At 54.8% G+C, this 19,115-nt stretch carries 15 protein-coding genes; 3 read left to right on the top strand and 12 right to left on the bottom strand.

Annotated elements, in window-relative coordinates; genetic code table 11:
* Window positions 1-44: 44 nt before the first annotated feature.
* Window positions 45-842, bottom strand: a complete 798-nt coding sequence (locus KUO20_RS04630) for a Cof-type HAD-IIB family hydrolase (protein WP_235041731.1) — start codon at window positions 840-842, stop codon at window positions 45-47.
* A 161-nt stretch (window positions 843-1,003) separates the two neighbouring features.
* On the opposite strand from KUO20_RS04630, the gene KUO20_RS04625 reads away from it, so the two are divergent.
* Complete coding sequence (locus KUO20_RS04625; RefSeq protein ID WP_235041730.1) at window positions 1,004-2,944, top strand: exoribonuclease II; 1,941 nt, start codon at window positions 1,004-1,006, stop codon at window positions 2,942-2,944.
* 96 nt (window positions 2,945-3,040) lie between these two features.
* Here the strand turns inward: KUO20_RS04625 and KUO20_RS04620 are convergent, their stop codons facing one another.
* Window positions 3,041-4,162, bottom strand: coding sequence for an extracellular catalytic domain type 1 short-chain-length polyhydroxyalkanoate depolymerase (locus KUO20_RS04620; RefSeq protein ID WP_235041729.1), 1,122 nt, complete (start codon window positions 4,160-4,162; stop codon window positions 3,041-3,043).
* Between the two features lie 30 nt (window positions 4,163-4,192).
* Window positions 4,193-4,609 (bottom strand): CopG family transcriptional regulator, encoded by a 417-nt coding sequence (locus KUO20_RS04615; protein WP_235041728.1) that lies wholly within the window; start codon window positions 4,607-4,609, stop codon window positions 4,193-4,195.
* Between the two features lie 236 nt (window positions 4,610-4,845).
* Between KUO20_RS04615 and KUO20_RS04610 the strand changes: the two genes are divergently transcribed.
* Both KUO20_RS04610 and KUO20_RS04605 read left to right on the top strand, forming a co-directional pair.
* Window positions 4,846-5,964: an N-acetylglucosaminyl phosphatidylglycerol synthase gene (locus tag KUO20_RS04610; RefSeq protein ID WP_235041727.1), complete on the top strand. Its 1,119-nt coding sequence runs from the start codon at window positions 4,846-4,848 to the stop codon at window positions 5,962-5,964.
* Window positions 5,942-6,964: a glucosaminyl phosphatidylglycerol flippase gene (locus KUO20_RS04605; RefSeq protein ID WP_235041726.1), complete on the top strand. Its 1,023-nt coding sequence runs from the start codon at window positions 5,942-5,944 to the stop codon at window positions 6,962-6,964. Before KUO20_RS04610 ends, KUO20_RS04605 begins: the two co-directional genes overlap by 23 nt.
* 68 nt (window positions 6,965-7,032) lie before the next feature.
* Here the strand turns inward: KUO20_RS04605 and sucD are convergent, their stop codons facing one another.
* The 9 genes from sucD to sdhC all read right to left on the bottom strand — a co-directional run bounded on the left by sucD (window position 7,033) and on the right by sdhC (window position 18,859).
* Window positions 7,033-7,905, bottom strand: a complete 873-nt coding sequence (sucD, locus tag KUO20_RS04600; RefSeq protein ID WP_235041725.1) for a succinate--CoA ligase subunit alpha — start codon at window positions 7,903-7,905, stop codon at window positions 7,033-7,035.
* Entirely contained in the window at window positions 7,905-9,071 is a 1,167-nt protein-coding gene (gene sucC, locus KUO20_RS04595) for an ADP-forming succinate--CoA ligase subunit beta (protein ID WP_008958560.1), read from the bottom strand. Before sucC ends, sucD begins: the two co-directional genes overlap by 1 nt.
* A gap of 146 nt (window positions 9,072-9,217) precedes the next feature.
* Window positions 9,218-10,657 carry a dihydrolipoyl dehydrogenase gene (gene lpdA / locus KUO20_RS04590; RefSeq protein ID WP_235041724.1) on the bottom strand — a complete coding sequence of 480 codons (1,440 nt, stop codon included), beginning with the start codon at window positions 10,655-10,657 and terminating at the stop codon, window positions 9,218-9,220.
* A 105-nt stretch (window positions 10,658-10,762) separates the two neighbouring features.
* Entirely contained in the window at window positions 10,763-12,343 is a 1,581-nt protein-coding gene (gene odhB, locus KUO20_RS04585; protein WP_235041723.1) for a 2-oxoglutarate dehydrogenase complex dihydrolipoyllysine-residue succinyltransferase, read from the bottom strand.
* Window positions 12,344-12,381: 38 nt separating this feature from the next.
* Window positions 12,382-15,216 carry a 2-oxoglutarate dehydrogenase E1 component gene (locus tag KUO20_RS04580; RefSeq protein WP_235042419.1) on the bottom strand — a complete coding sequence of 945 codons (2,835 nt, stop codon included), beginning with the start codon at window positions 15,214-15,216 and terminating at the stop codon, window positions 12,382-12,384.
* Between the two features lie 410 nt (window positions 15,217-15,626).
* The gene (locus tag KUO20_RS04575; RefSeq protein WP_235041722.1) at window positions 15,627-16,337 is read right to left on the bottom strand and encodes a succinate dehydrogenase iron-sulfur subunit; all 711 of its coding nucleotides are present in this window, start codon (window positions 16,335-16,337) and stop codon (window positions 15,627-15,629) included.
* Between the two features lie 27 nt (window positions 16,338-16,364).
* Entirely contained in the window at window positions 16,365-18,137 is a 1,773-nt protein-coding gene (sdhA, locus tag KUO20_RS04570; protein WP_235041721.1) for a succinate dehydrogenase flavoprotein subunit, read from the bottom strand.
* A 3-nt stretch (window positions 18,138-18,140) separates the two neighbouring features.
* Entirely contained in the window at window positions 18,141-18,488 is a 348-nt protein-coding gene (gene sdhD, locus KUO20_RS04565) for a succinate dehydrogenase, hydrophobic membrane anchor protein (protein ID WP_096281448.1), read from the bottom strand.
* The gene (gene sdhC / locus KUO20_RS04560) at window positions 18,482-18,859 is read right to left on the bottom strand and encodes a succinate dehydrogenase, cytochrome b556 subunit (protein WP_235042418.1); all 378 of its coding nucleotides are present in this window, start codon (window positions 18,857-18,859) and stop codon (window positions 18,482-18,484) included. The genes sdhD and sdhC overlap by 7 nt, the downstream gene beginning before the upstream one ends.
* Window positions 18,860-19,115: the final 256 nt, after the last annotated feature.

Here is a 19,115-nt window from a genome sequence, read left to right as displayed (position 1 = left end):
CCTGCTGAGAGATCAGCAGGGATGTTTAATGTGTTCTTCAACGTTTAAAGCTTAAACCGCTTTTTCAGCCACTCGGCAACCGCGGCATCACCATGATCGCCGATGCGCTCAGCGCCGCGGATGCGATCAAATAGCGCAGGATGGGCATTCGCCATTATCTGCGCCTCCCCTGCCAGGTCGAGCATTTCGGTATCGTTGAGATTATCGCCAAATGCCAGGCACGCAGCCGGGGTTAACTCTAAGCGTTCAAGCAGCGCTGCTAACGCCACGCCTTTATTGACCCCGCCCGCCATAATTTCCAGCGAATACTCTGTTGAATAAGTAATGTGCAACGCGTCGCCATAGGCCTTTTGAATCTGCGCCTCAAGACGTTTAAGCGCATTAGGATCGCCTAAATAGAGTACTTTGCCGACGCCGCTGCTATCCATCTGTGCGGGGGGAACTACCTGATAGCGAAAACCGGTGGACGCGTGCAGAGTGAGCAACTGCGGGGCATCCTGGTCAATATGCCAGCCGCTTTCGCGGTACAGATTAAGCCGCACCTCAGGCGGGCGCGGCAGGTCGATCAGCGCCTGCGTGTGCTCACCCGCTAAATGAGACGACGCCAGCAGTTTGCCTGCCGGGTCGTGAACATAGGCGCCGTTGGTACTGATCATGTGCATAGGAACTGCTAGCTGATCGCGAAACACCTTCATATCGTCATAATGGCGGCCCGAGGCAAGCGCCACGTGATGGCCTTTTTTGACCAGCGCTCGCAGCACCTCAATGGTGCTTGGGTGCAGCGTGTGGTCACCTCCCAACAGGGTTCCATCCAGGTCAGAAACAATCAGGCGGGGTGTCATAGCGCGCTCCATCGGCATGGCTGTTTAGCTTAACCGATTCCGCTGAGCGCGTGTAAGCCTTTGACTCGCCGTCATCTGCGCCAACTTCGCATGGTGACAATTGGCGCGGCCTGCGGGAATCCGTATAGTGGCACCCTAACTCTCGCCAACTGATTGAGCTCATGCTTCAGAATAACTCCATGCTTGCCCAGCTCAAGCAACAGATTCGTCAAACCACCCCCCGCGCTGAAGGGGTGATCAAAGCCACCGACAAAGGTTTCGGTTTTCTTGAAACTGACGACGGTGAATCTTATTTCGTGCCGCCACCGGCCATGAAGCAAGTGCTTCACGGTGACCGCGTGGAAGCAGTTATCCACGAGAACGGTGACAAAAAATCCGTTGAGCCTGAAAAGCTGATTGAGGCTGGGCTGGATCGATTTGTGGCCCGCGTGCAAAAGCGTGAAGGTCGCCTTGCCGTCGTGCCTGACCATCCGTCGATCAAAAATGTGCTTAAGGCGCGAATTAAAAACAGCCTTGATGAAAACAGCATTGCCGACGGCGACTGGGTGGTAGCTCGACTGGTGCGCCATCCGCTGAAAGCCGATGACCGCGCCTTCTTTGCCCAGATTGATGAGCTGGTCGCTAAAAGCGATAACCCGGCCGTGCCGTGGCGCGTCACCCTGGCCCGCCACGCGCTGGAGCAAGAATGTCCCGACGCAGGCAGCGAATGGCCGCTGCATGATGAAGGCCTTACCCGTGAAGACTTAACGTCCACGCCCTTCTTCACCATTGATGGTGAAAAAACCCGCGACATGGATGATGCGTTGCACGTCGCCATCCGCAGCGAAGGCGGCTGGCGTTTAAGCGTGGCCATTGCCGACCCCACCGCCTACGTGGAAGAAGGCCATGCCGCTGATTTAGAAGCCCGCGTCCGCGCCTTTACCGTTTACCTACCTGGTCAGAATGTCACCATGCTGCCAGAACAGCTGGCCGACGATCTCTGCTCGCTGTGGGAAAACCAGGATCGCCCCGCGCTAGCCTGCACGCTGGAAATTAATGCCGACGGCAGCCTGGGCGAGTATCGCTTCTTTGCAGCCAACGTTAAGTCCCACGCCAAACTTGTTTATGACAACGTCTCTGACTGGATTGAAGGTCAAGGCGACTGGGCACCGGCGGACGCTATCGCTGAGCAGCTCACCGCGCTGCGTGATTTAACTGAAGCGCGAACCGCTTGGCGCAACGAGCATGCGCTGGTATTTAAAGACCGCCCGGATTACGTCTTTGATTTGGATGCGGCCGGTAACGTATTGGCAGTGCGCACCGAAGAGCGCCGTATCGCCAACCGCATGATCGAAGAGTCGATGATTGTGGCCAATGCCTGCTGCGCCGACTTCCTGGCAACCAACATCGGCCACGGGATCTTTAACGTGCACCGCGCGTTTGAACCGGAAAAAGCCGAGGCCGCCCAAGAATTCCTGGCAGGCCAAGAGATCGTGGTAGATCGCGAAGCGTTAACCGAGCTTGCCCGTTACACCGAGCTTAAGCGCGCGCTGGAAAGTCGCGATGACGCTTGGTTAGACGCTCGTCTGCGCCGCTTCCAAGGCTTCACGATGATGTCGGCTCAGCCTGGCCCACACTTCGGCCTGGGTCTCGCGGCCTACGCCACCTGGACCTCGCCAATCCGTAAGTACGGCGACATGGTCAATCACCGCCTCATCAAGCTTGTACTTAAAGGCGAACAGGCGCCCGCCGAAGCGACTCAGCAGCTCACCGAGCAGCTGACGGAGCGCCGCCGCCTGAACCGTATGGCCGAGCGCGATGTGAAAGACTGGCTTTACGTGCGCTATTTAACGCCTGCCGCACAGAATCAAGATGCGTTTGACGCCGAAATTATGGCCATCAACCGTGGCGGTATGCGCGTTCGCCTGCTGGAGAATGGCGCAACGGCGTTTGTACCCGCCCCCTTAATGCACAGTGACCGCAGCAAAGTGGTGATTGATGATAAAGAGGGTCGCATTCAGATCGAAGGCGAAGAACGCTATAAGCTAGGCGATCCGCTTCGCGTCGTGCTCACCGAAGCCCGCGAAGAGACTCGCTCTTTGGTTGCTAAGCCAGCGGTCTAAGCAACGTAACCATCAGCGGTACACAATAACGGCGCCTTAGGGCGCCGTTATTGTGTCTATCGAGCGGTCACTTAAAGTATCTATTCAACGCTAGGGTTAGCCGTGCTGATGCCCGTGTTGTAAGAAAAAACGCAGCATTTCTTTACTGGCATCAGGGCCCTTAGGATCGGTGTAGCTTCCCTTAGCACTGCCGCCTGACCAGGCGTGCCCCGCCCCGTGTATCTGCCACTGCTCCATTTGTGATATGCCGTCGGCGTTATTATGCGCTGTGCGTGTATAGGCATGCCCATTCGCGGCTCTACCCTGCTCTATGTTAGGCACCGCACCGATACTTGCTGCGCGGTACTGAGCAGCAACGCGCTCCGCATTGCTGGGGTGCACGGTGGTGTCACGGTCGCCATGGAAGATAATGGCGGGCACTTTCGATGCCCATCCGCCGGCTTTTACGTTGCCTCTTCCCAGGGATCCTGTTCCGCCTTGCATGGCGCCGAGCGCATCCGGAAGGCTCTGCGCTACGCCGTGAGGCAGGCCGGAGTGAATGCCCGCTGCGGCAAATAGCTCCGGATAGGTCATCGACAGCGTGACCGCCATGGCCCCGCCCGCTGAAAGCCCCGCGACATAAACCCGCGTAGCATCAAGCCCGTGAGTGTCGATGATGTGACGTGTCATGCCAGCAAGAATGGCTGGCTCACCGCCCTCGCGCTGCTGATCCTCGGCTCTAAACCAGTTCCAGCACTTTGAGCTGTTAGCGGTCATCGGCTGAGCCGGATAAAGCACGCAGCACAGCTGCGCTTCGGCGAGACCATTCATCGCGGTTCCCGCGGCGAAATCATCCGGGCTCTGTGTGCAGCCATGAAGCATCACCACCAGAGGCAGCGCCTGGCCGTGATAGCCGCTAGGCAGATACAGTTTGTAATCACGCGAGCCAACATGATGCGTAAAGCGACCGGCAGTAAAAGTGCCCGCATTTTTCGCACGGGTACGATCAAACGCTGTGGATGGTTGCGCCGTTGATGCTCGCGACACCGTCGGTTCGTCTTCAACACGCTGGCAGGTGCCCATGTAGGTATCGCCGCCCCGGTAAGCCTTACTCGGCGCTTGCTTACTTCTCGTTTCGGGTGCGCCGCCGTTAAGAAGCGCCATCGCCTCGTGCAGCTTTCCTGCGCGCGTGAGCCGCGTTGCCTCTTCCATTCGCTTGGTCATGTTGGCGTCAATCATCGTCAATGTCCTTATTGATTCATACAGAGATTAGTAGATGCGATCCGCCAAAGCGGCCTTGACCGCGGCGCTTGCATGCAGGGCGCCAAGCACTACCACCGATTCAATCGTGTCGCGGGCAAGCTCAGGCGTCACATCGTCGGCAATACTTACCATGCCCAGTACCTGAATCTGCAGCGTCTCGCCCGCCGACTGCAGGGCTTCCAGATCAATACGGCTGTAATGCTCCAGGCCTAGCACGAATGCCTTGCGGGAGACGGTCTCCTTAACAACATCGGCATGCGTTGCCAGCTGGTTGCGGATGGCGGTACGAATTAGATCGGTCCGGTTGGAATAGAACCCCTCCTGAACGAGCAAGTCGATCTGCCCCAGATCGACAACCCCCAGATTAATGGTGATCTTCTCGCTCGAGTCTGCGCTTTTACGGCGAAATTCATGCACGCTCATGGCCCATTCCTTATTGCTTTATAAAGGTGAAAACAATGACACGCCCCCCTGCATCGGAGCGACACCCAATAATAAAAAAACATCCCCATACCATCCATATGGATGGTATTTATCATAGCCTTATTTAAACAGGAGTCCAGCGCTAATAATCCAAGACGCTCACGCTCGCTGTCGCCGAACTGACTTATTTCTCCCTTATGGTGAAACGATGACACGGCTAGGTTTTGGAGGTTAGTTTGCACATCGCAGACGTAACGATGTTTTATGCACCCGCCAGTGGCGGTGTACGCACTTACTTACAGGCCAAACATCGCGTGTTTTCACACCTGCCTCAGCTGCGCACTAGCCTGCTGGTGCCGGGGGCAGAGCGCGATAGCCTTGGCGATCATCACACGCTGCCGGCATTACATTTACCGCTGGGCCAGGGCTACCGTTTCCCGCTACGCGGGAGAGCATGGCGAGACACCCTGATTGACCTACAGCCAGACCTTATTGAAGCCGGTGATCCTTACGTGACGGCGTGGGCGGCGCTTGCCGCAGGCCAACAACTTGGCGTGCCGGTGGTAGGCTTTTATCACTCAGACCTACCGCGCTTGATGGGCGATCGCTTTGGACGCCACGTTGAAAAGCGCCTAATTCGCTACGTCACCAATCTTTACCGCCAGTTTGATAGCGTACTGGCGCCCTGCAACGCGATGGCTAATCGTTTACGCGACTGGGGTGTCGACAACGTTAGGGTACAGCCGCTGGGCGTCGATTTAGCACGCTTTAACCCTCAACAGCGTGACGCGACGTTTCGCCAAACGCTGGGCATACCTCCCGATAAAAAGCTGCTGATCTTCGTGGGGCGAAACTCCCGCGAGAAAAATATCGATATCTTGCTTTCAACTATGCGCCAGCTAGGTGGCGATTATCATTTGCTGCTAATGGGGCCTGGCATGCCCCATCACGCTGCCAGCAATGTCACCATTGTGAACCGCTGCTGCGGCGTGCATGAGGTGGCAAAAGCATTGGCCAGTAGCGATGCTCTGCTACATGCCGGCACACGGGAGACCTTCGGTTTAATTGCCCAGGAAGCCATGGCGAGCGGAATTCCGGTGGTCGCGGCCAGAGCGGGCGCGCTCGCAGAAAACGTGCCGCTGGGGGCCGGCATTTTATGCCGCCCGCTAGACCCTGCGGCGATGGCGGAAGCCTGCGTTGCGCTGTTCAGCAATGACGTTGCGGCCAGCGGACATCACGCGCGCAGGCATGTAGAGCGCCACTTCAATTGGGACGGCGTCATGCACTCACTGCTTGAGCACTACCGCCTCCTTTGTCACGGCAGCCAGCCCTATGCTCTCCCCCAACACCGCTAATCGTCGGCTGCTGCAGTGGCGGCCGCTCCATGGCGTGATGATTGCGTTAGCGCTGATTGCGCCGTTAGTGCTCACCACATGGCTGGGCGGCACTGAGGCGCTGCAGCGTGTCAGGCATTTCCCCTTGGGCTTATTAGCACTGATGCTGGCGATGGCCTTTATGTGCTGGAACATTAATGCAGTGAGGCTACGGTTAATGCTGGGCGGCCGTGCAGGCAGACTCGGCCAACGCAGCGCGCTGGGTATTGAACTGGCGTCTAAATTTGCGCTGTGCGCCACGCCAGGAGGCAGTGGCGGGCCTGTGACGCTGCTATTGCTACTGGCTAGGCGCGGCTTTCCACCGGCCAAAGGCACGGCGGTGTTTCTGATTGATCAGGGCTGCGACCTAGTGTTTTTTCTCGCCATGCTGAGTGGGCTGGTGCTTTTTTCGCTGGTCACCGATACCCAGTGGCCGCATCAATCGCTAGTGCAGTGGGCGTTGGCTGGCTTAGCCTTCATGGCAGCCCTGATCAGTTTGATCATGCGCTATTTGCCGTACTTATTGCGAACAAAACGCTTAGCAACGCCGTGGCCAAGCCGCTACCGGCGCCGCTGGCTAACACGCCGTTTATTACGCTGCCGACATGCGTTGAAGGTAACGCTTTCTCTGCCGCGCGTTACGCTACTGGCCATGCTGCTGCTAACGACGATCCATTGGCTAATGCGCTATAGCTTACTGTATTTAGCGGTGCTGGGGGTTGGTGGGCATGCGGATTGGATGTGGACATTCTTAACCCAAATGCTCTCGATGGCGGCCAGCCAGCTGAGCTTTTTGCCCGGTGGCGCGGGTGCCGCTGAAGTGGGCGTGGGCAGCCTATTATTGCCATTGATGGGACGCGAACAGGCCGCAGCAGCGGTGCTGGTGTGGCGGTTAGTCAGCTATCACCTTTACCTAGCAGCAGGTGCACCGCTATTCGTTGTGTATGGCTACCGTCTGCTCAGTCGTTATTCTGAACAATAACCTTATCCGCTAACGAATAAAGGCGCCCCGAAGGGCGCCTTTACAGCGTGCAGCTAAACGTCAATGGCTTACCAGCCAGTAACTTCTTTTAGCGCATCGCCAATGTCAGCCAAAGAGCGCACGGTTTTAACACCGGCGTCTTCAAGGGCCGCAAACTTCTCGTCAGCGGTGCCTTTACCGCCAGAGATGATTGCGCCCGCATGGCCCATACGCTTGCCAGGAGGTGCAGTAACACCGGCAATGTAAGAAACCACAGGCTTAGAAACGTGGTCTTTGATGTAAGCCGCCGCTTCTTCTTCCGCCGTACCGCCGATTTCACCGATCATAACGATGGCTTCGGTTTTCGGGTCTTTCTCGAACATCTCAAGGATGTCGATGAAGTTAGAACCCGGAATCGGGTCGCCGCCGATACCAACACAGGTAGACTGACCAAAACCGTGATCAGTTGTCTGCTTAACGGCTTCATAGGTCAAGGTACCTGAACGCGATACGATGCCGACGCGGCCTGGCTGATGAATATGCCCCGGCATGATGCCGATTTTGCATTCACCCGGTGTAATAACACCCGGGCAGTTAGGGCCGATCAGACGTACGCCCAGCTCGTCGCATTTAACTTTTGCTTCGAGCATATCTAGCGTAGCGATGCCTTCAGTGATGCACACAATCAGCTTGATACCGGCATTCGCCGCTTCAAGGATTGAGTCTTTACAGAACGGCGCCGGCACGTAGATAACGCTGGCTTCCGCACCGGTTTTCTCTACCGCTTCTTTAACGGTGTTAAAAACGGGCAGACCGAGGTGCGTTTGGCCGCCTTTGCCCGGCGTAACACCACCGACCATTTGCGTACCGTAGGCAATCGCCTGCTCGGAGTGGAACGTGCCCTGGCCACCGGTGAAGCCCTGGCAGATGACCTTGGTGTTCTTATCGATCAGGATGCTCATTACTTGCCCTCCGCCGCTTTAACGACCTGCTGAGCCGCGTCGGTCAGACTGGTAGCCGCGATGATATTCAGACCGCTAGACGCTAATTTTTCAGCACCCAGCTCGGCGTTGTTACCTTCTAGACGTACGACAACCGGCACATTGACACCGACTTGCTCAACGGCACCGATAATGCCTTCAGCAATCATGTCGCAACGTACGATACCGCCGAAGATGTTAACCAGTACGGCTTTAACATTGTCGTCAGACAGGATGATTTTGAACGCTTCAGCTACGCGCTCCTTGGTTGCGCCGCCGCCGACGTCCAAGAAGTTTGCTGGCTTGCCGCCGCTCAGGTTAACAATATCCATCGTACCCATGGCCAGGCCTGCGCCATTTACCATGCAGCCGATGTTGCCATCAAGCGCTACATAGTTAAGCTCCCACTTCGCCGCATCGGCTTCGCGCTGGTCTTCTTGAGACGGATCGCGCATAGCTTGCAGGTCTGGGTGGCGGTACAGCGCATTGCTGTCGAGGCCCAGTTTGGCATCGAGGCAGTGCAGATTGCCTTCTTCAGTGACAACCAGCGGGTTAATTTCCAACAGCGCCAGGTCTTTGTCGTGGAACAACTGCGACAAACCTAGGAAAATCTTGGTGAACTGTTTGATCTGGTCGCCTTTCAGGCCCAGTGCAAACGCTAGTTCACGCGCTTGGTACGGCTGTGCGCCGACCAGCGGATCGATTTCTGCTTTAAGAATTTTTTCCGGCGTTTCTTCTGCAACTGTCTCGATCTCTACACCACCTTCGGTAGAAGCCATGAAGACAACGCGACGGGTAGTACGATCAACAACAGCGCCGAGGTACAGCTCATCGGCGATATCGGTGCAGGTTTCAACTAGAATCTTGGCAACCGGCTGACCTTTTTCGTCAGTTTGGAAGGTTACTAAGTTCTTGCCTAACCATTTTTCAGCGAATGCTTTAGCTTCAGCCGGATCTTTGATCAGCTTAACGCCGCCTGCTTTACCGCGGCCACCAGCGTGAACCTGGGCTTTAACAACCCACATGTCTCCGCCGATTTTTTTGCAAGCTTCTTCCGCTTCTTCGGGGGTGTCGACAGCAAAGCCTTTAGACACTGGTAGACCATAGTCGGCAAACAGCTGTTTACCTTGATACTCGTGAAGATTCATCGATTCATGCCATTGGTTGCATGTGACTCGAACGATGATCAGTTTCTATCAAACTGGTCATCCCCGTTCTTTCGATCTTTGCGTATGACGACAAAGCCGAAAGTGTTGCGCCACCCAGAGGTGGCGCTTCGTTGTTGCTTACTGAATTATTTACGCTTCTTACGATTGGCCATATGGATCGCGTGGCCATCTACCGCAAGTGCTGCTTCGTGCACGGCTTCCGACATCGTCGGGTGTGCATAGCAGGTGAGGGCCAAGTCTTCAGCGCTAGAGCCGAATTCCATCGCAATTACGCCCTGGGCAATCATTTCACCGGCGTGCTGACCCACAATGTGCATGCCGAGAATACGGTCGGTTTCTGCATCAGCGATGATCTTAGCGCTACCTTCGGTGGCGTTATTAGCCATCGCACGACCGCTGGCCGCGAACGGGAAGGTGCCGGTTTTGACTTCGATACCTTTCGCTTTGGCATCTTGTTCAGTGATACCGACCCACGCGACTTCCGGATAGGTATAGATGACGCTAGGAATAGTGTCGTAGTTCATCTCGGCTTTATGGCCCGCGATAATATCAGCGACCATGATGCCTTCTTCAGACGCTTTGTGTGCCAGCATCGGGCCACGTACGCAGTCACCGATGGCGTAAACGCCCGGCACATTAGTACGGCACTGATCATCGACAAAGATAAAGCCACGCTCGTCCAGCTCAATGCTTACGCCATCAGCAATGACGCCTTTGGTGTACGGACGACGACCAACGCAAACGATGAGCTTATCAAACGTCATTTCCTGCTCGCCGTTGGCATCGCTGTATGTCACAACGATTTCTTCGCCTTTGACGTCAGAGCCGGTCACGCGCGCACCAAGCTTAATATCCAGGCCCTGCTTCTTGAGCAGCTTCTGAGTTTCTTTGGCAACGGTGGCATCCACCATTGGTAAGAAAGAGTCCATCGCCTCAAGCACGGTCACTTCAGAACCTAAACGGTTCCATACGCTGCCCAGCTCAAGACCAATAATGCCAGCACCGATAACGCCTAGACGCTTAGGTGTTTCAGTGAATTCCAACGCGCCGGTAGAATCAACAATCAGGCCTTCAGTCAACGGCGTCGGCGGAATTTCAACCGGCACAGAGCCTGCGGCAATAACGATGTTATCGGCGTCGTAAGTAGAGGTATTGCCCTCAGCATCGGTGACTTCGACCTGCTTACCAGAAATCACTTTAGCGGTGCCTTCAAGAGCCGTTACACCGTTGGCTTTGAAAAGGCCAGAGATGCCGCCGGTCAAGTTCTTAACGATCTTGTCCTTGCGCGCAATCATCTTGGCAACGTCCATCGTGACGTCACTCGCCTGAATACCCATGTCGTCGAAATCGTGCTTCGCTTCGGCGAACTTATGCGAGGCTTCAAGCAGTGCTTTAGACGGAATACAGCCAACGTTCAAACAGGTGCCGCCGTGAACAACGTTGCCTTCTTTACCGATCCATTTTTCGACACAGGCCGCTTTCAGGCCCATCTGTGCTGCGCGAATAGCGGCCACGTAACCGCCAGGGCCGGCACCGATAACGATCACATCAAACTTATCAGCCATGTTGGCTCCTTTAGCTTGCTGGCCTTCCACCCTCTGGGGTGGAAGGCTGTGTGCGATTGCAGATAAATCCTGGAAGATGCATTAGCGTCATATGCCGATGCTTATTTAGACATCCAGCAGCAGACGTGCAGGATCTTCCAGCAATTCTTTAAGGGTAACCAAGAACTGGACAGCGTCTTTGCCGTCGATCATACGGTGGTCGTAAGAGAGCGCCAGATACATCATCGGGCGAATCTCGACCTTACCGTTAACTGCCATCGGACGATCCTGGATTTTGTGCATTCCCAGAATGGCGGTTTGCGGCGGATTGATGATCGGCGTCGACATCAATGAGCCAAAAGTGCCGCCATTGGTGATCGTAAAGGTGCCACCGATCATGTCGTCCATGCCCAGCTTGCCGTCACGAGCACGCTTACCGAAGTCGACGATGGTGCGCTCAACGTCAGCAATTTTCATGCTGTCGGTATCACGCAGCACCGGCACGACAAGCCCACGAGGGGTGGATACCGCGACGCCGATATCTTGGTAGCCGTGATAAACGATGTCGGTACCGTCGATAGAAGCGTTAACGTCTGGGTAGCGCTTGAGCGCTTCAGAGGCCGCTTTTACAAAGAAGCCCATAAAGCCCAGTTTAATATCGTGAGCTTTTTGGAAGGTTTCTTTGTACTGGGCACGCAGGGCCATGATCTCGGTCATGTCCACTTCGTTGTACGTCGTCAGCATCGCTGCCGTTTGCTGTGCCTGAACCAACCGCTTAGCGATGGTTTGGCGCAGGCGGCTCATGGGTACACGTTTCTCAACGCGATCACCTTCAGCCACCGGTGCAGCGGCCGCTTTCGCCGGTGCAGCAGCCTTAGCAGCTTTCTTGGCAGAGCCGTCTTTGACTGCTTTCTGAACGTCTTCTTTCAAGATACGGCCACCTTTACCGGTGCCCTCGATCTTGGCGACATCCAGGTCGTGCTCAGCAACCATTTTACGGGCAGACGGAGCAAGGATTTTATCGCCCACTTTCTCATCGGCGCCATCATCATCGCTACTGCTGTCTGCTTTAGCAGGCGCTTCATCAGCACCGCTGCTATCGCCGCCAGCACCTTCAGTAAACACGGCCAGAATCGCTTCGGATTCTACTTGGCTACCCTCTTCGGCTTTGATTTCAGCCAGGGCGCCGTCTGCCGGTGCAACGACTTCCAGCACTACTTTGTCGGTTTCGATGTCGGCCAGCACTTCATCGCGCTTCACCGCTTCGCCGACTTTTTTGTGCCATGTTGCCACGGTGCCTTCCTGAATAGACTCAGGGAAGCTGGGAGCTTTGACATCGTGCTGCTTACCGCCGCTAGGCTTTTTCTCTTCCGGCTTAGCTTCTTTCTTTTCGTCTTGCTTGTCAGACGCCTCGGCTTTCGGCTCGTCAGAAGATTTCTCTTCTTTCTCAGCGCTATCGCCAGAGGCACTGGCTTCACCGATTTTGCCTAGCAGCTGCTCTGAAGAAACGGTCTCGCCCTCTTCGGCCATCACGTCTGTCAGGGTACCCGCTTCCGGTGCAACGACTTCCAGCACCACTTTGTCGGTTTCAATTTCAACAATCAGCTCGTCACGTTCAACGCTGTCACCCGGCTTTTTATGCCACGCCGCCACTGTGCCTTCGGCAACGGATTCCGGAAAGGTTGGCGCTTTGATCTCAGTAGCCATGTCGTTTCCCTTATGTGTTCTCTAAATCCAGTGGCCGCTTATAGGTTAAAAGCGTCTTCCACCAGCTGGCGCTGCTGTTCAGTATGGACGGACATATAGCCGGCTGCCGGAGCAGCAGAGGCAGGACGTCCTGCGAATTTCAAATCGCGCCCGAAGCCATCTTTCAGCATATCGGCCACTGCACGTATGTTGTGCTGACTAGAGTACCAGGCGCCTTGGTTCAGCGGCTCTTCCTGACACCACACAATGTCTTCTACGTTGGTATAGTCCTTAAGCGCTTCCAGAAGTTCTTCTTTCGGGAAGGGATAGAGCTGCTCAAGGCGTAGAATCGCCGTGTCCTCACGCTCATTCTCAGCGCGCGAAGCGGCCAGGTCGTAATAAACCTTGCCAGCGCACAGCACAACACGTTTAACCTTTTCTGGCGCAAGCTCTGCTTGATCGGCAAGCACCATGTGGAACTTACCGTGGGCAAGATCTTCAAGGCTCGAAATCGCTTCTTTATGACGCAGCAGCGATTTAGGTGTCATCACCACAAGAGGCTTACGCAGCGGGCGAATTACCTGACGACGCAGCAAATGATAAATCTGTGCGGGAGTCGTCGGCACACATACCTGCATATTTTGCTCGGCGCACATCTGCAGGAAACGCTCTAAGCGTGCGGAGGAATGCTCCGGGCCCTGACCTTCATAGCCATGGGGTAACAGCATGGTTAAACCACACACCCGGCCCCACTTCGTCTCACCTGAGGAGATGAACTGGTCCACCACCACCTGGGCACCGTTAAAGAAGTCACCAAACTGTGCTTCCCAGATCACCAGATCATTCGGCGCGGTCGTTGAGTAACCATACTCAAATGCCAGCACCGCTTCTTCAGAAAGGAAAGAGTCATGAATGGTGAAACACGGCTGCCCGTCGGTCATATTCTGCAGCGGAACATAGGTCGAGCCGTCTTTCTGATTGTGCACCACCGCATGGCGATGGGAGAAAGTACCGCGTCCTACGTCCTGCCCAGTAATACGAATCGGATGACCTTGCTCTAACAGCGTGGCGTAAGCGAGCGTTTCTGCAAACCCCCAGTTAAGCGCCAGCCCACCGGCCTGCATCTTGCGCCGATCTTCATAAATCTTAGCGACCTGACGCTGAACTTCGACACCGTCTGGAACTTCACACATGCGTGCGGCTAGCTGCTGCAGACGCTTCATATCGAAGGTGGTGTCTGCATCGCCCGACCACTCGTGGCCCAGGTAAGGTGCCCAGTCAACAAACAGCGAAGCATTGGGTTCTTGCACTAGCGCATTGGCAACGTGGTTGCCGGCAACTAAATCACTGCGATACGTTTCCACCATTGCTTTGGCGGACTCTTCTGACAGCACGCCCTGATCAACCAGGCGCTTGGCATACAGCGTGCGTGCAGACGGATGACCTTTAATTTTTGCATACATCATTGGCTGCGTGCCGGATGGCTCGTCAGCTTCGTTGTGACCGCGACGGCGGTAACAAACCAGATCGATCACCACGTCCTTTTTGAACTGCTGGCGATAGTCGAGAGCGACCTGTGTTGCGTGCAGCACTGCATCCGGGTCATCGCCATTAACATGAAAAATAGGCGCTTGAACCATCTTGGCAATATCAGTGCAGTATTCGGTAGAGCGTGCATCCAGCGGATGTGACGTGGTAAAGCCCACTTGGTTATTAATCACAACGTGGACGGTACCGCCGGTCTTATAAGCACGGGTTTGGGACATCTGGAATGTCTCCATCACCACGCCCTGACCAGCAAAAGAAGCATCACCATGGACGTTGATAGGCAGTACTTTACTGCCATCTTCATCTTTGCGGCGATCTTGACGAGCGCGAACCGAACCTTCTACCACCGGCGCCACGATTTCTAGGTGCGATGGATTAAACGACATGGCCAAGTGAACTTCGCCACCCGGAGACATGACGTTAGAACTAAAGCCCTGATGGTACTTAACGTCACCTGAGCCACGCTCGATGACTTTTTTACCATCAAACTCATCGATCAAATCAGCTGGGTTTTTGCCCAAAATATTGACCAACAGGTTAAGTCGCCCGCGGTGTGCCATACCGATGACCACTTCCTTGGTGCCATAACCCCCGGCACGCTGGATGAGTTCATCCATCATGGGCACAAACGCTTCACCGCCCTCAAGGCCGAAACGCTTGGTACCTGGATATTTGGATGCCAGGTAATTCTCCAAGCCTTCAGCCGCCGTCAAGCGCTCCAGAACGTGCTTGCGCACGTCAGCGCTGAATTCGGGCGCACTGCGAACCGACTCAAAACGCCGCTGCAACCAGCGTTTTTCTTCTGTATCGACAATGTGCATGATCTCGCAGCCGATGGAGCGGCAATACGTACGCTCCAACGCATCCACGATATCGCGCAGCGGTGCTTTGTCGATGCCTAAGAAGAAAGAACCGGTTTGGAACTCGGTGTCCAAATCAGCTTTTGAAAGCTGATGAAACGACAGATCGAGATCCGGTACGGGGGTGGGATTACGCAGTCCTAGCGGGTCGATATTGGCCTTTTGATGGCCACGAAAGCGGTAGGCGTTAATCAGCTGCAGGACTTTCACCTGCTTTTTATTCTCTCCGCTATCGGCAGCGGCGACTACGCGGCCCGGGCGATTTTCACGCCCTAGCTGGTAGAACTGATCACGTACTGGGCTTAGTGGGACATCGTGGGAGGCGCCGCCCTCGGGACGAGGCAGCTGATCAAAATAGCTGCGCCATTCGTCAAGGACAGACTCAGGATCTGCGAGGTACTGCTCGTAAAGCGCTTCCACGTAGTGAACATTGCCGCCACTAACGTGAGAGGAACGCCACATCAACTCCATTATGCCTTGTTGCATCTCTCGGTCACCCTGCACTGATGGGGTGGTATCGGTATCGTCGCAAGCGTGCGGCGACATCGCTGTTGCCCTGCCGGCGGGGCGATACATTTACCGGCGGCGCCGGCCAGCGGCCGGAAACCCTATTCATCTAACGATTTCTCATCAAGCAATTCTTCATCAAGCAATTCTTCATCAAGCAATTCGTCGTCTAGCAATTCATCACCTAACGGTTCATACGGCTTTTAATCTTCAGTTCATGCTCGAAAGCCGGTACTCAAGGCACCGGCTTTCAAACTTGCCTGGTCAGCAGTGCGGCGTGACGCCGCACTACGTGACGAACCCTATGATAACAAGCGAAGCCCCATGATTTAAGTGGCATTGTTGCTCAACTTAAGCGGCGCTCACTTTTTTACTCAAATGTCATACGCTTAGGTAGCATCGGCGAGTAGCATTTCGCGGATTTTACCGATCGCACGAGTAGGATTCAGGCCTTTTGGACATACCGCCACACAGTTCATGATGCCACGGCACCGGAAAACCGAGAAAGGATCTTCCAGATTGCTTAGACGCTCACTAGTGGCCGTATCACGAGAATCGGCCAAAAAGCGGTATGACTGTAGCAGACCCGCAGGCCCCACAAACTTCTCAGGGTTCCACCAAAACGACGGGCACGACGTAGAACAGCATGCACACAAAATACACTCATACAGGCCGTCTAGCTTTTCGCGCTCTTCCGGAGACTGAAGACGCTCAATAGCCGGCGCAGGCGTATCGTTTTGCAGGTAGGGCTGAATACGCTCGTACTGCTTATAGAACAAGCCCATATCAACGACCATGTCGCGAATAACCGGCAAGCCAGGCAGCGGGCGCAGGGTCAGCTTGTTGTTTTTCACAACGTCTGACAGCGGCGTGATACACGCCAGGCCGTTTTTGCCGTTCATGTTCATGCCGTCTGAACCGCAAACGCCTTCACGGCAGCTGCGACGAAACGCCAGACCGCTGTCTTGCTCCTTCATTAGATGAAGAACATCCAGCACCATTACATCGCGGCCTTTGGTATCGACCTGAAACTCCTGCATGTAAGGTGCGGAGTCGGTTTCCGGATTATAGCGGTATACGGATACCTGAAGATTGGACATAGTGACTCCCTCTCGTCAATGCGGCGTTTAGTAGGTACGAACCTTAGGTTCGAACGTATCAACAGTTTTCGGCTTGAAGTTAACGTCACGCTGCTTCATCTGCTTGGTCAGCGGGAAGTAGAGCGAGTGTTTCAGCCAGTTGACATCATCACGGTCAGGATAGTCATAGCGCGAGTGGGCGCCACGGCTTTCTTTACGCTCAAGGGCAGCGATCGCCGTCGCTTCTGCCACTTCCATCAAGTTATCAAGTTCTAGCGCTTCAACCCGTGCGGTGTTGAACGCATTAGACTTATCAGGCAGATACGCCTGGCCGATCCGCTCACGCAGCAGCGCTAGCTTCTCAACGCCTTCCAGCATGTTTTTCTCTTCGCGGAATACGCCGAAGGAGGTCTGCATGATTTCCTGAAGCTCAGCCTTAAGTTCAGGAATGCTTTCACCACCTTCCGACTCATTCCAGCGCGTAATACGCTTCATGGCTGATTCAACGTCAGAATCGGTAGCATCCAGATACTCAATGCCTTCGTTCAGCGCACCTTCGATAAACATGCCTGCGGCACGACCAAAGACCACTAAATCAAGCAGTGAGTTACCACCCAAACGGTTAGCACCGTGAACAGATACACACGCCGCTTCACCACAAGCGAATAGGCCGTTAACGATATGATCGTTACCGCTTTCGTCTTGTGTAATCGCCTGGCCATGAATATTGGTCGGAATACCGCCCATCATGTAGTGGCAGGTCGGTACGACCGGGATCGGATCGGTAGCAGGATCGACATGTGCAAAGGTCTTAGAAAGCTCAACGATACCCGGCAGGCGCTTACCAAGAACGTCTTCGCCCAGATGATCAAGCTTCAAGAAGACGTGATCGCCCTTCTCGCCGCAGCCACGACCTTCCAGAATTTCCATGACCATAGAGCGGGCAACAACGTCACGGCCGGCCAAATCTTTGGCGTTCGGCGCATAACGCTCCATAAAGCGCTCGCCGTCTTTATTGATCAGGTAGCCACCTTCACCGCGGCAACCTTCGGTAACCAGCGTACCCGCACCGTAAATGCCGGTCGGATGGAACTGCCACATTTCCATGTCTTGCATCGGGAAACCGGCGCGCATTGCCATGCCAATGCCATCACCCGTATTGATCAAGGCATTGGTCGTGGAGGCGTAAATACGGCCCGCACCACCGGTCGCCAGTACTGTGGCTTTCGATTTAACGTGAACCACTTCACCGGTTTCGATGCACATAGCGATGCAGCCAACCACGTCACCGTCAGCATTTTTGACCAAATCTACCGCATACCACTCATTGAGGAACACAGTGTCGTTCTTCAAGTTGTTCTGATACAGGGTATGTAACAGCGCATGGCCGGTACGGTCAGCCGCGGCACAGGTACGTGCTGCCTGGCCGCCTTCACCAAAGTTTTTAGACTGGCCACCAAACGGGCGCTGATAAATGCGGCCGTTATCTAAGCGCGAGAACGGCAGACCCATGTGTTCAAGCTCGAATACCGCCTTCGGGCCTTCAGAACACATATACTCAGCCGCGTCCTGGTCAGCAATATAGTCACCGCCTTTAACGGTATCGTACATGTGCCAGCGCCAATCATCGTTCGGATCATCAGACCCAATCGCGCAGGTAATGCCGCCCTGAGCAGAAACGGTGTGAGAGCGCGTCGGGAAAACTTTTGATAACACGGCCGTCTTTTTGCCGGACTTCGCAAGCTCCAGAGCGGCTCGCAGGCCAGAGCCACCGCCACCAATAATAATGGCGTCAAACGTCAGGCTACGCAGATTAGACATGTATCAAGCTCCCCACAGAATTTGAATGCCCCACACCAAGTACACAAAAATACCCAAAATGATGACAGCTTGGGCACCCATGCGCAGGCAAGTAGACTTAAGATAGTCAGTGGTTACGGTCCACAGGCCGATCCAGGCATGTGCCGCGATGGCGATAAAGGCCAGTAGCGAGAAAATTCGCATCCACGTTTGGTTGAACAGGCCGCTCCATGCGTAATAATCAAGGTTCGGATTAAACAGCAAGAAGCCGACGATAAAGACCGTATAAAGAGCCAGAATCACCGCGGATACGCGCTGCATCAGCCAGTCAGAAAGCCCACTACGGCCAAAGCTAGTGATATTAGTTACCATACCCAAACTCCTGCCAAAATAATCAGAACGGCACTGACCACGATGGTGATCTGGGCCTTTTTCACGCCACCTTCAAGGGTCACACCAATATCGGCATCCATCAGCAGGTGTTTAATACCGGCGACAAAATGGAATGCCAAGGCGGATAACAGTCCCCAAGCAATGAACTTAGCCAAGAAATTATTGGCTAACGCATTGCTAACGGCGTCGAAACCCGCCGGAGATGACAATGACTTGCCCAACGCCCAAAAAGCGAAAATCAGGCCAACGAACAGGATGACACCCGTGATGCGGTGTGTGATCGACGTCAATGCCGGTAGTGGGAAATGTATCGTAGATAGATCTAGGTTTACGGGTCGTTTGCTATTCACGGCTTTATACACACTCTCTTGGCCCGCTCTGCGACAGGTCGGGCATGGCCCGAGCGGGCAGTGGTTGCTGGAAGGGGCTCGGCCGTTGCCAAGTCGGGCACGACCACCTACCTGCCGGTCGCGCGCCGTGGATTATAAGAACCTTCGCCCTCGCTTACAAACCGAACTCAGGCCTAAGTCGACTCTGGTGGAAAAAAATCCGTTTATAGTGAGTCGATTTTGCGCTGCAGCATGGTTATAGTGTCCATAGATTAGC

Origin of the sequence: Vreelandella profundi, from assembly GCF_019722725.1 — a bacterium.
Taxonomy (GTDB): Bacteria; Pseudomonadota; Gammaproteobacteria; order Pseudomonadales; family Halomonadaceae; genus Vreelandella; species Vreelandella profundi.
This window is presented reverse-complemented; position numbering and strand designations above follow the sequence as displayed.

What these genes read in the sequence shown, in the direction of transcription:
- KUO20_RS04605 (WP_235041726.1), top strand. Translation starts at nt 5,942, where the DNA reads ATGCTCTCCCCCAACACCGCTAATCGTCGGCTGCTGCAGTGGCGGCCG.
- odhB (WP_235041723.1), bottom strand. Translation starts at nt 12,343, where the DNA reads ATGGCTACTGAGATCAAAGCGCCAACCTTTCCGGAATCCGTTGCCGAA.
- KUO20_RS04580 (WP_235042419.1), bottom strand. Translation starts at nt 15,216, where the DNA reads ATGCAACAAGGCATAATGGAGTTGATGTGGCGTTCCTCTCACGTTAGT.
- lpdA (WP_235041724.1), bottom strand. Translation starts at nt 10,657, where the DNA reads ATGGCTGATAAGTTTGATGTGATCGTTATCGGTGCCGGCCCTGGCGGT.
- KUO20_RS04625 (WP_235041730.1), top strand. Translation starts at nt 1,004, where the DNA reads ATGCTTCAGAATAACTCCATGCTTGCCCAGCTCAAGCAACAGATTCGT.
- sdhA (WP_235041721.1), bottom strand. Translation starts at nt 18,137, where the DNA reads ATGTCTAATCTGCGTAGCCTGACGTTTGACGCCATTATTATTGGTGGC.
- KUO20_RS04630 (WP_235041731.1), bottom strand. Translation starts at nt 842, where the DNA reads ATGACACCCCGCCTGATTGTTTCTGACCTGGATGGAACCCTGTTGGGA.
- KUO20_RS04620 (WP_235041729.1), bottom strand. Translation starts at nt 4,162, where the DNA reads ATGATTGACGCCAACATGACCAAGCGAATGGAAGAGGCAACGCGGCTC.
- sdhD (WP_096281448.1), bottom strand. Translation starts at nt 18,488, where the DNA reads ATGGTAACTAATATCACTAGCTTTGGCCGTAGTGGGCTTTCTGACTGG.
- sucC (WP_008958560.1), bottom strand. Translation starts at nt 9,071, where the DNA reads ATGAATCTTCACGAGTATCAAGGTAAACAGCTGTTTGCCGACTATGGT.
- KUO20_RS04575 (WP_235041722.1), bottom strand. Translation starts at nt 16,337, where the DNA reads ATGTCCAATCTTCAGGTATCCGTATACCGCTATAATCCGGAAACCGAC.
- KUO20_RS04615 (WP_235041728.1), bottom strand. Translation starts at nt 4,609, where the DNA reads ATGAGCGTGCATGAATTTCGCCGTAAAAGCGCAGACTCGAGCGAGAAG.
- sucD (WP_235041725.1), bottom strand. Translation starts at nt 7,905, where the DNA reads ATGAGCATCCTGATCGATAAGAACACCAAGGTCATCTGCCAGGGCTTC.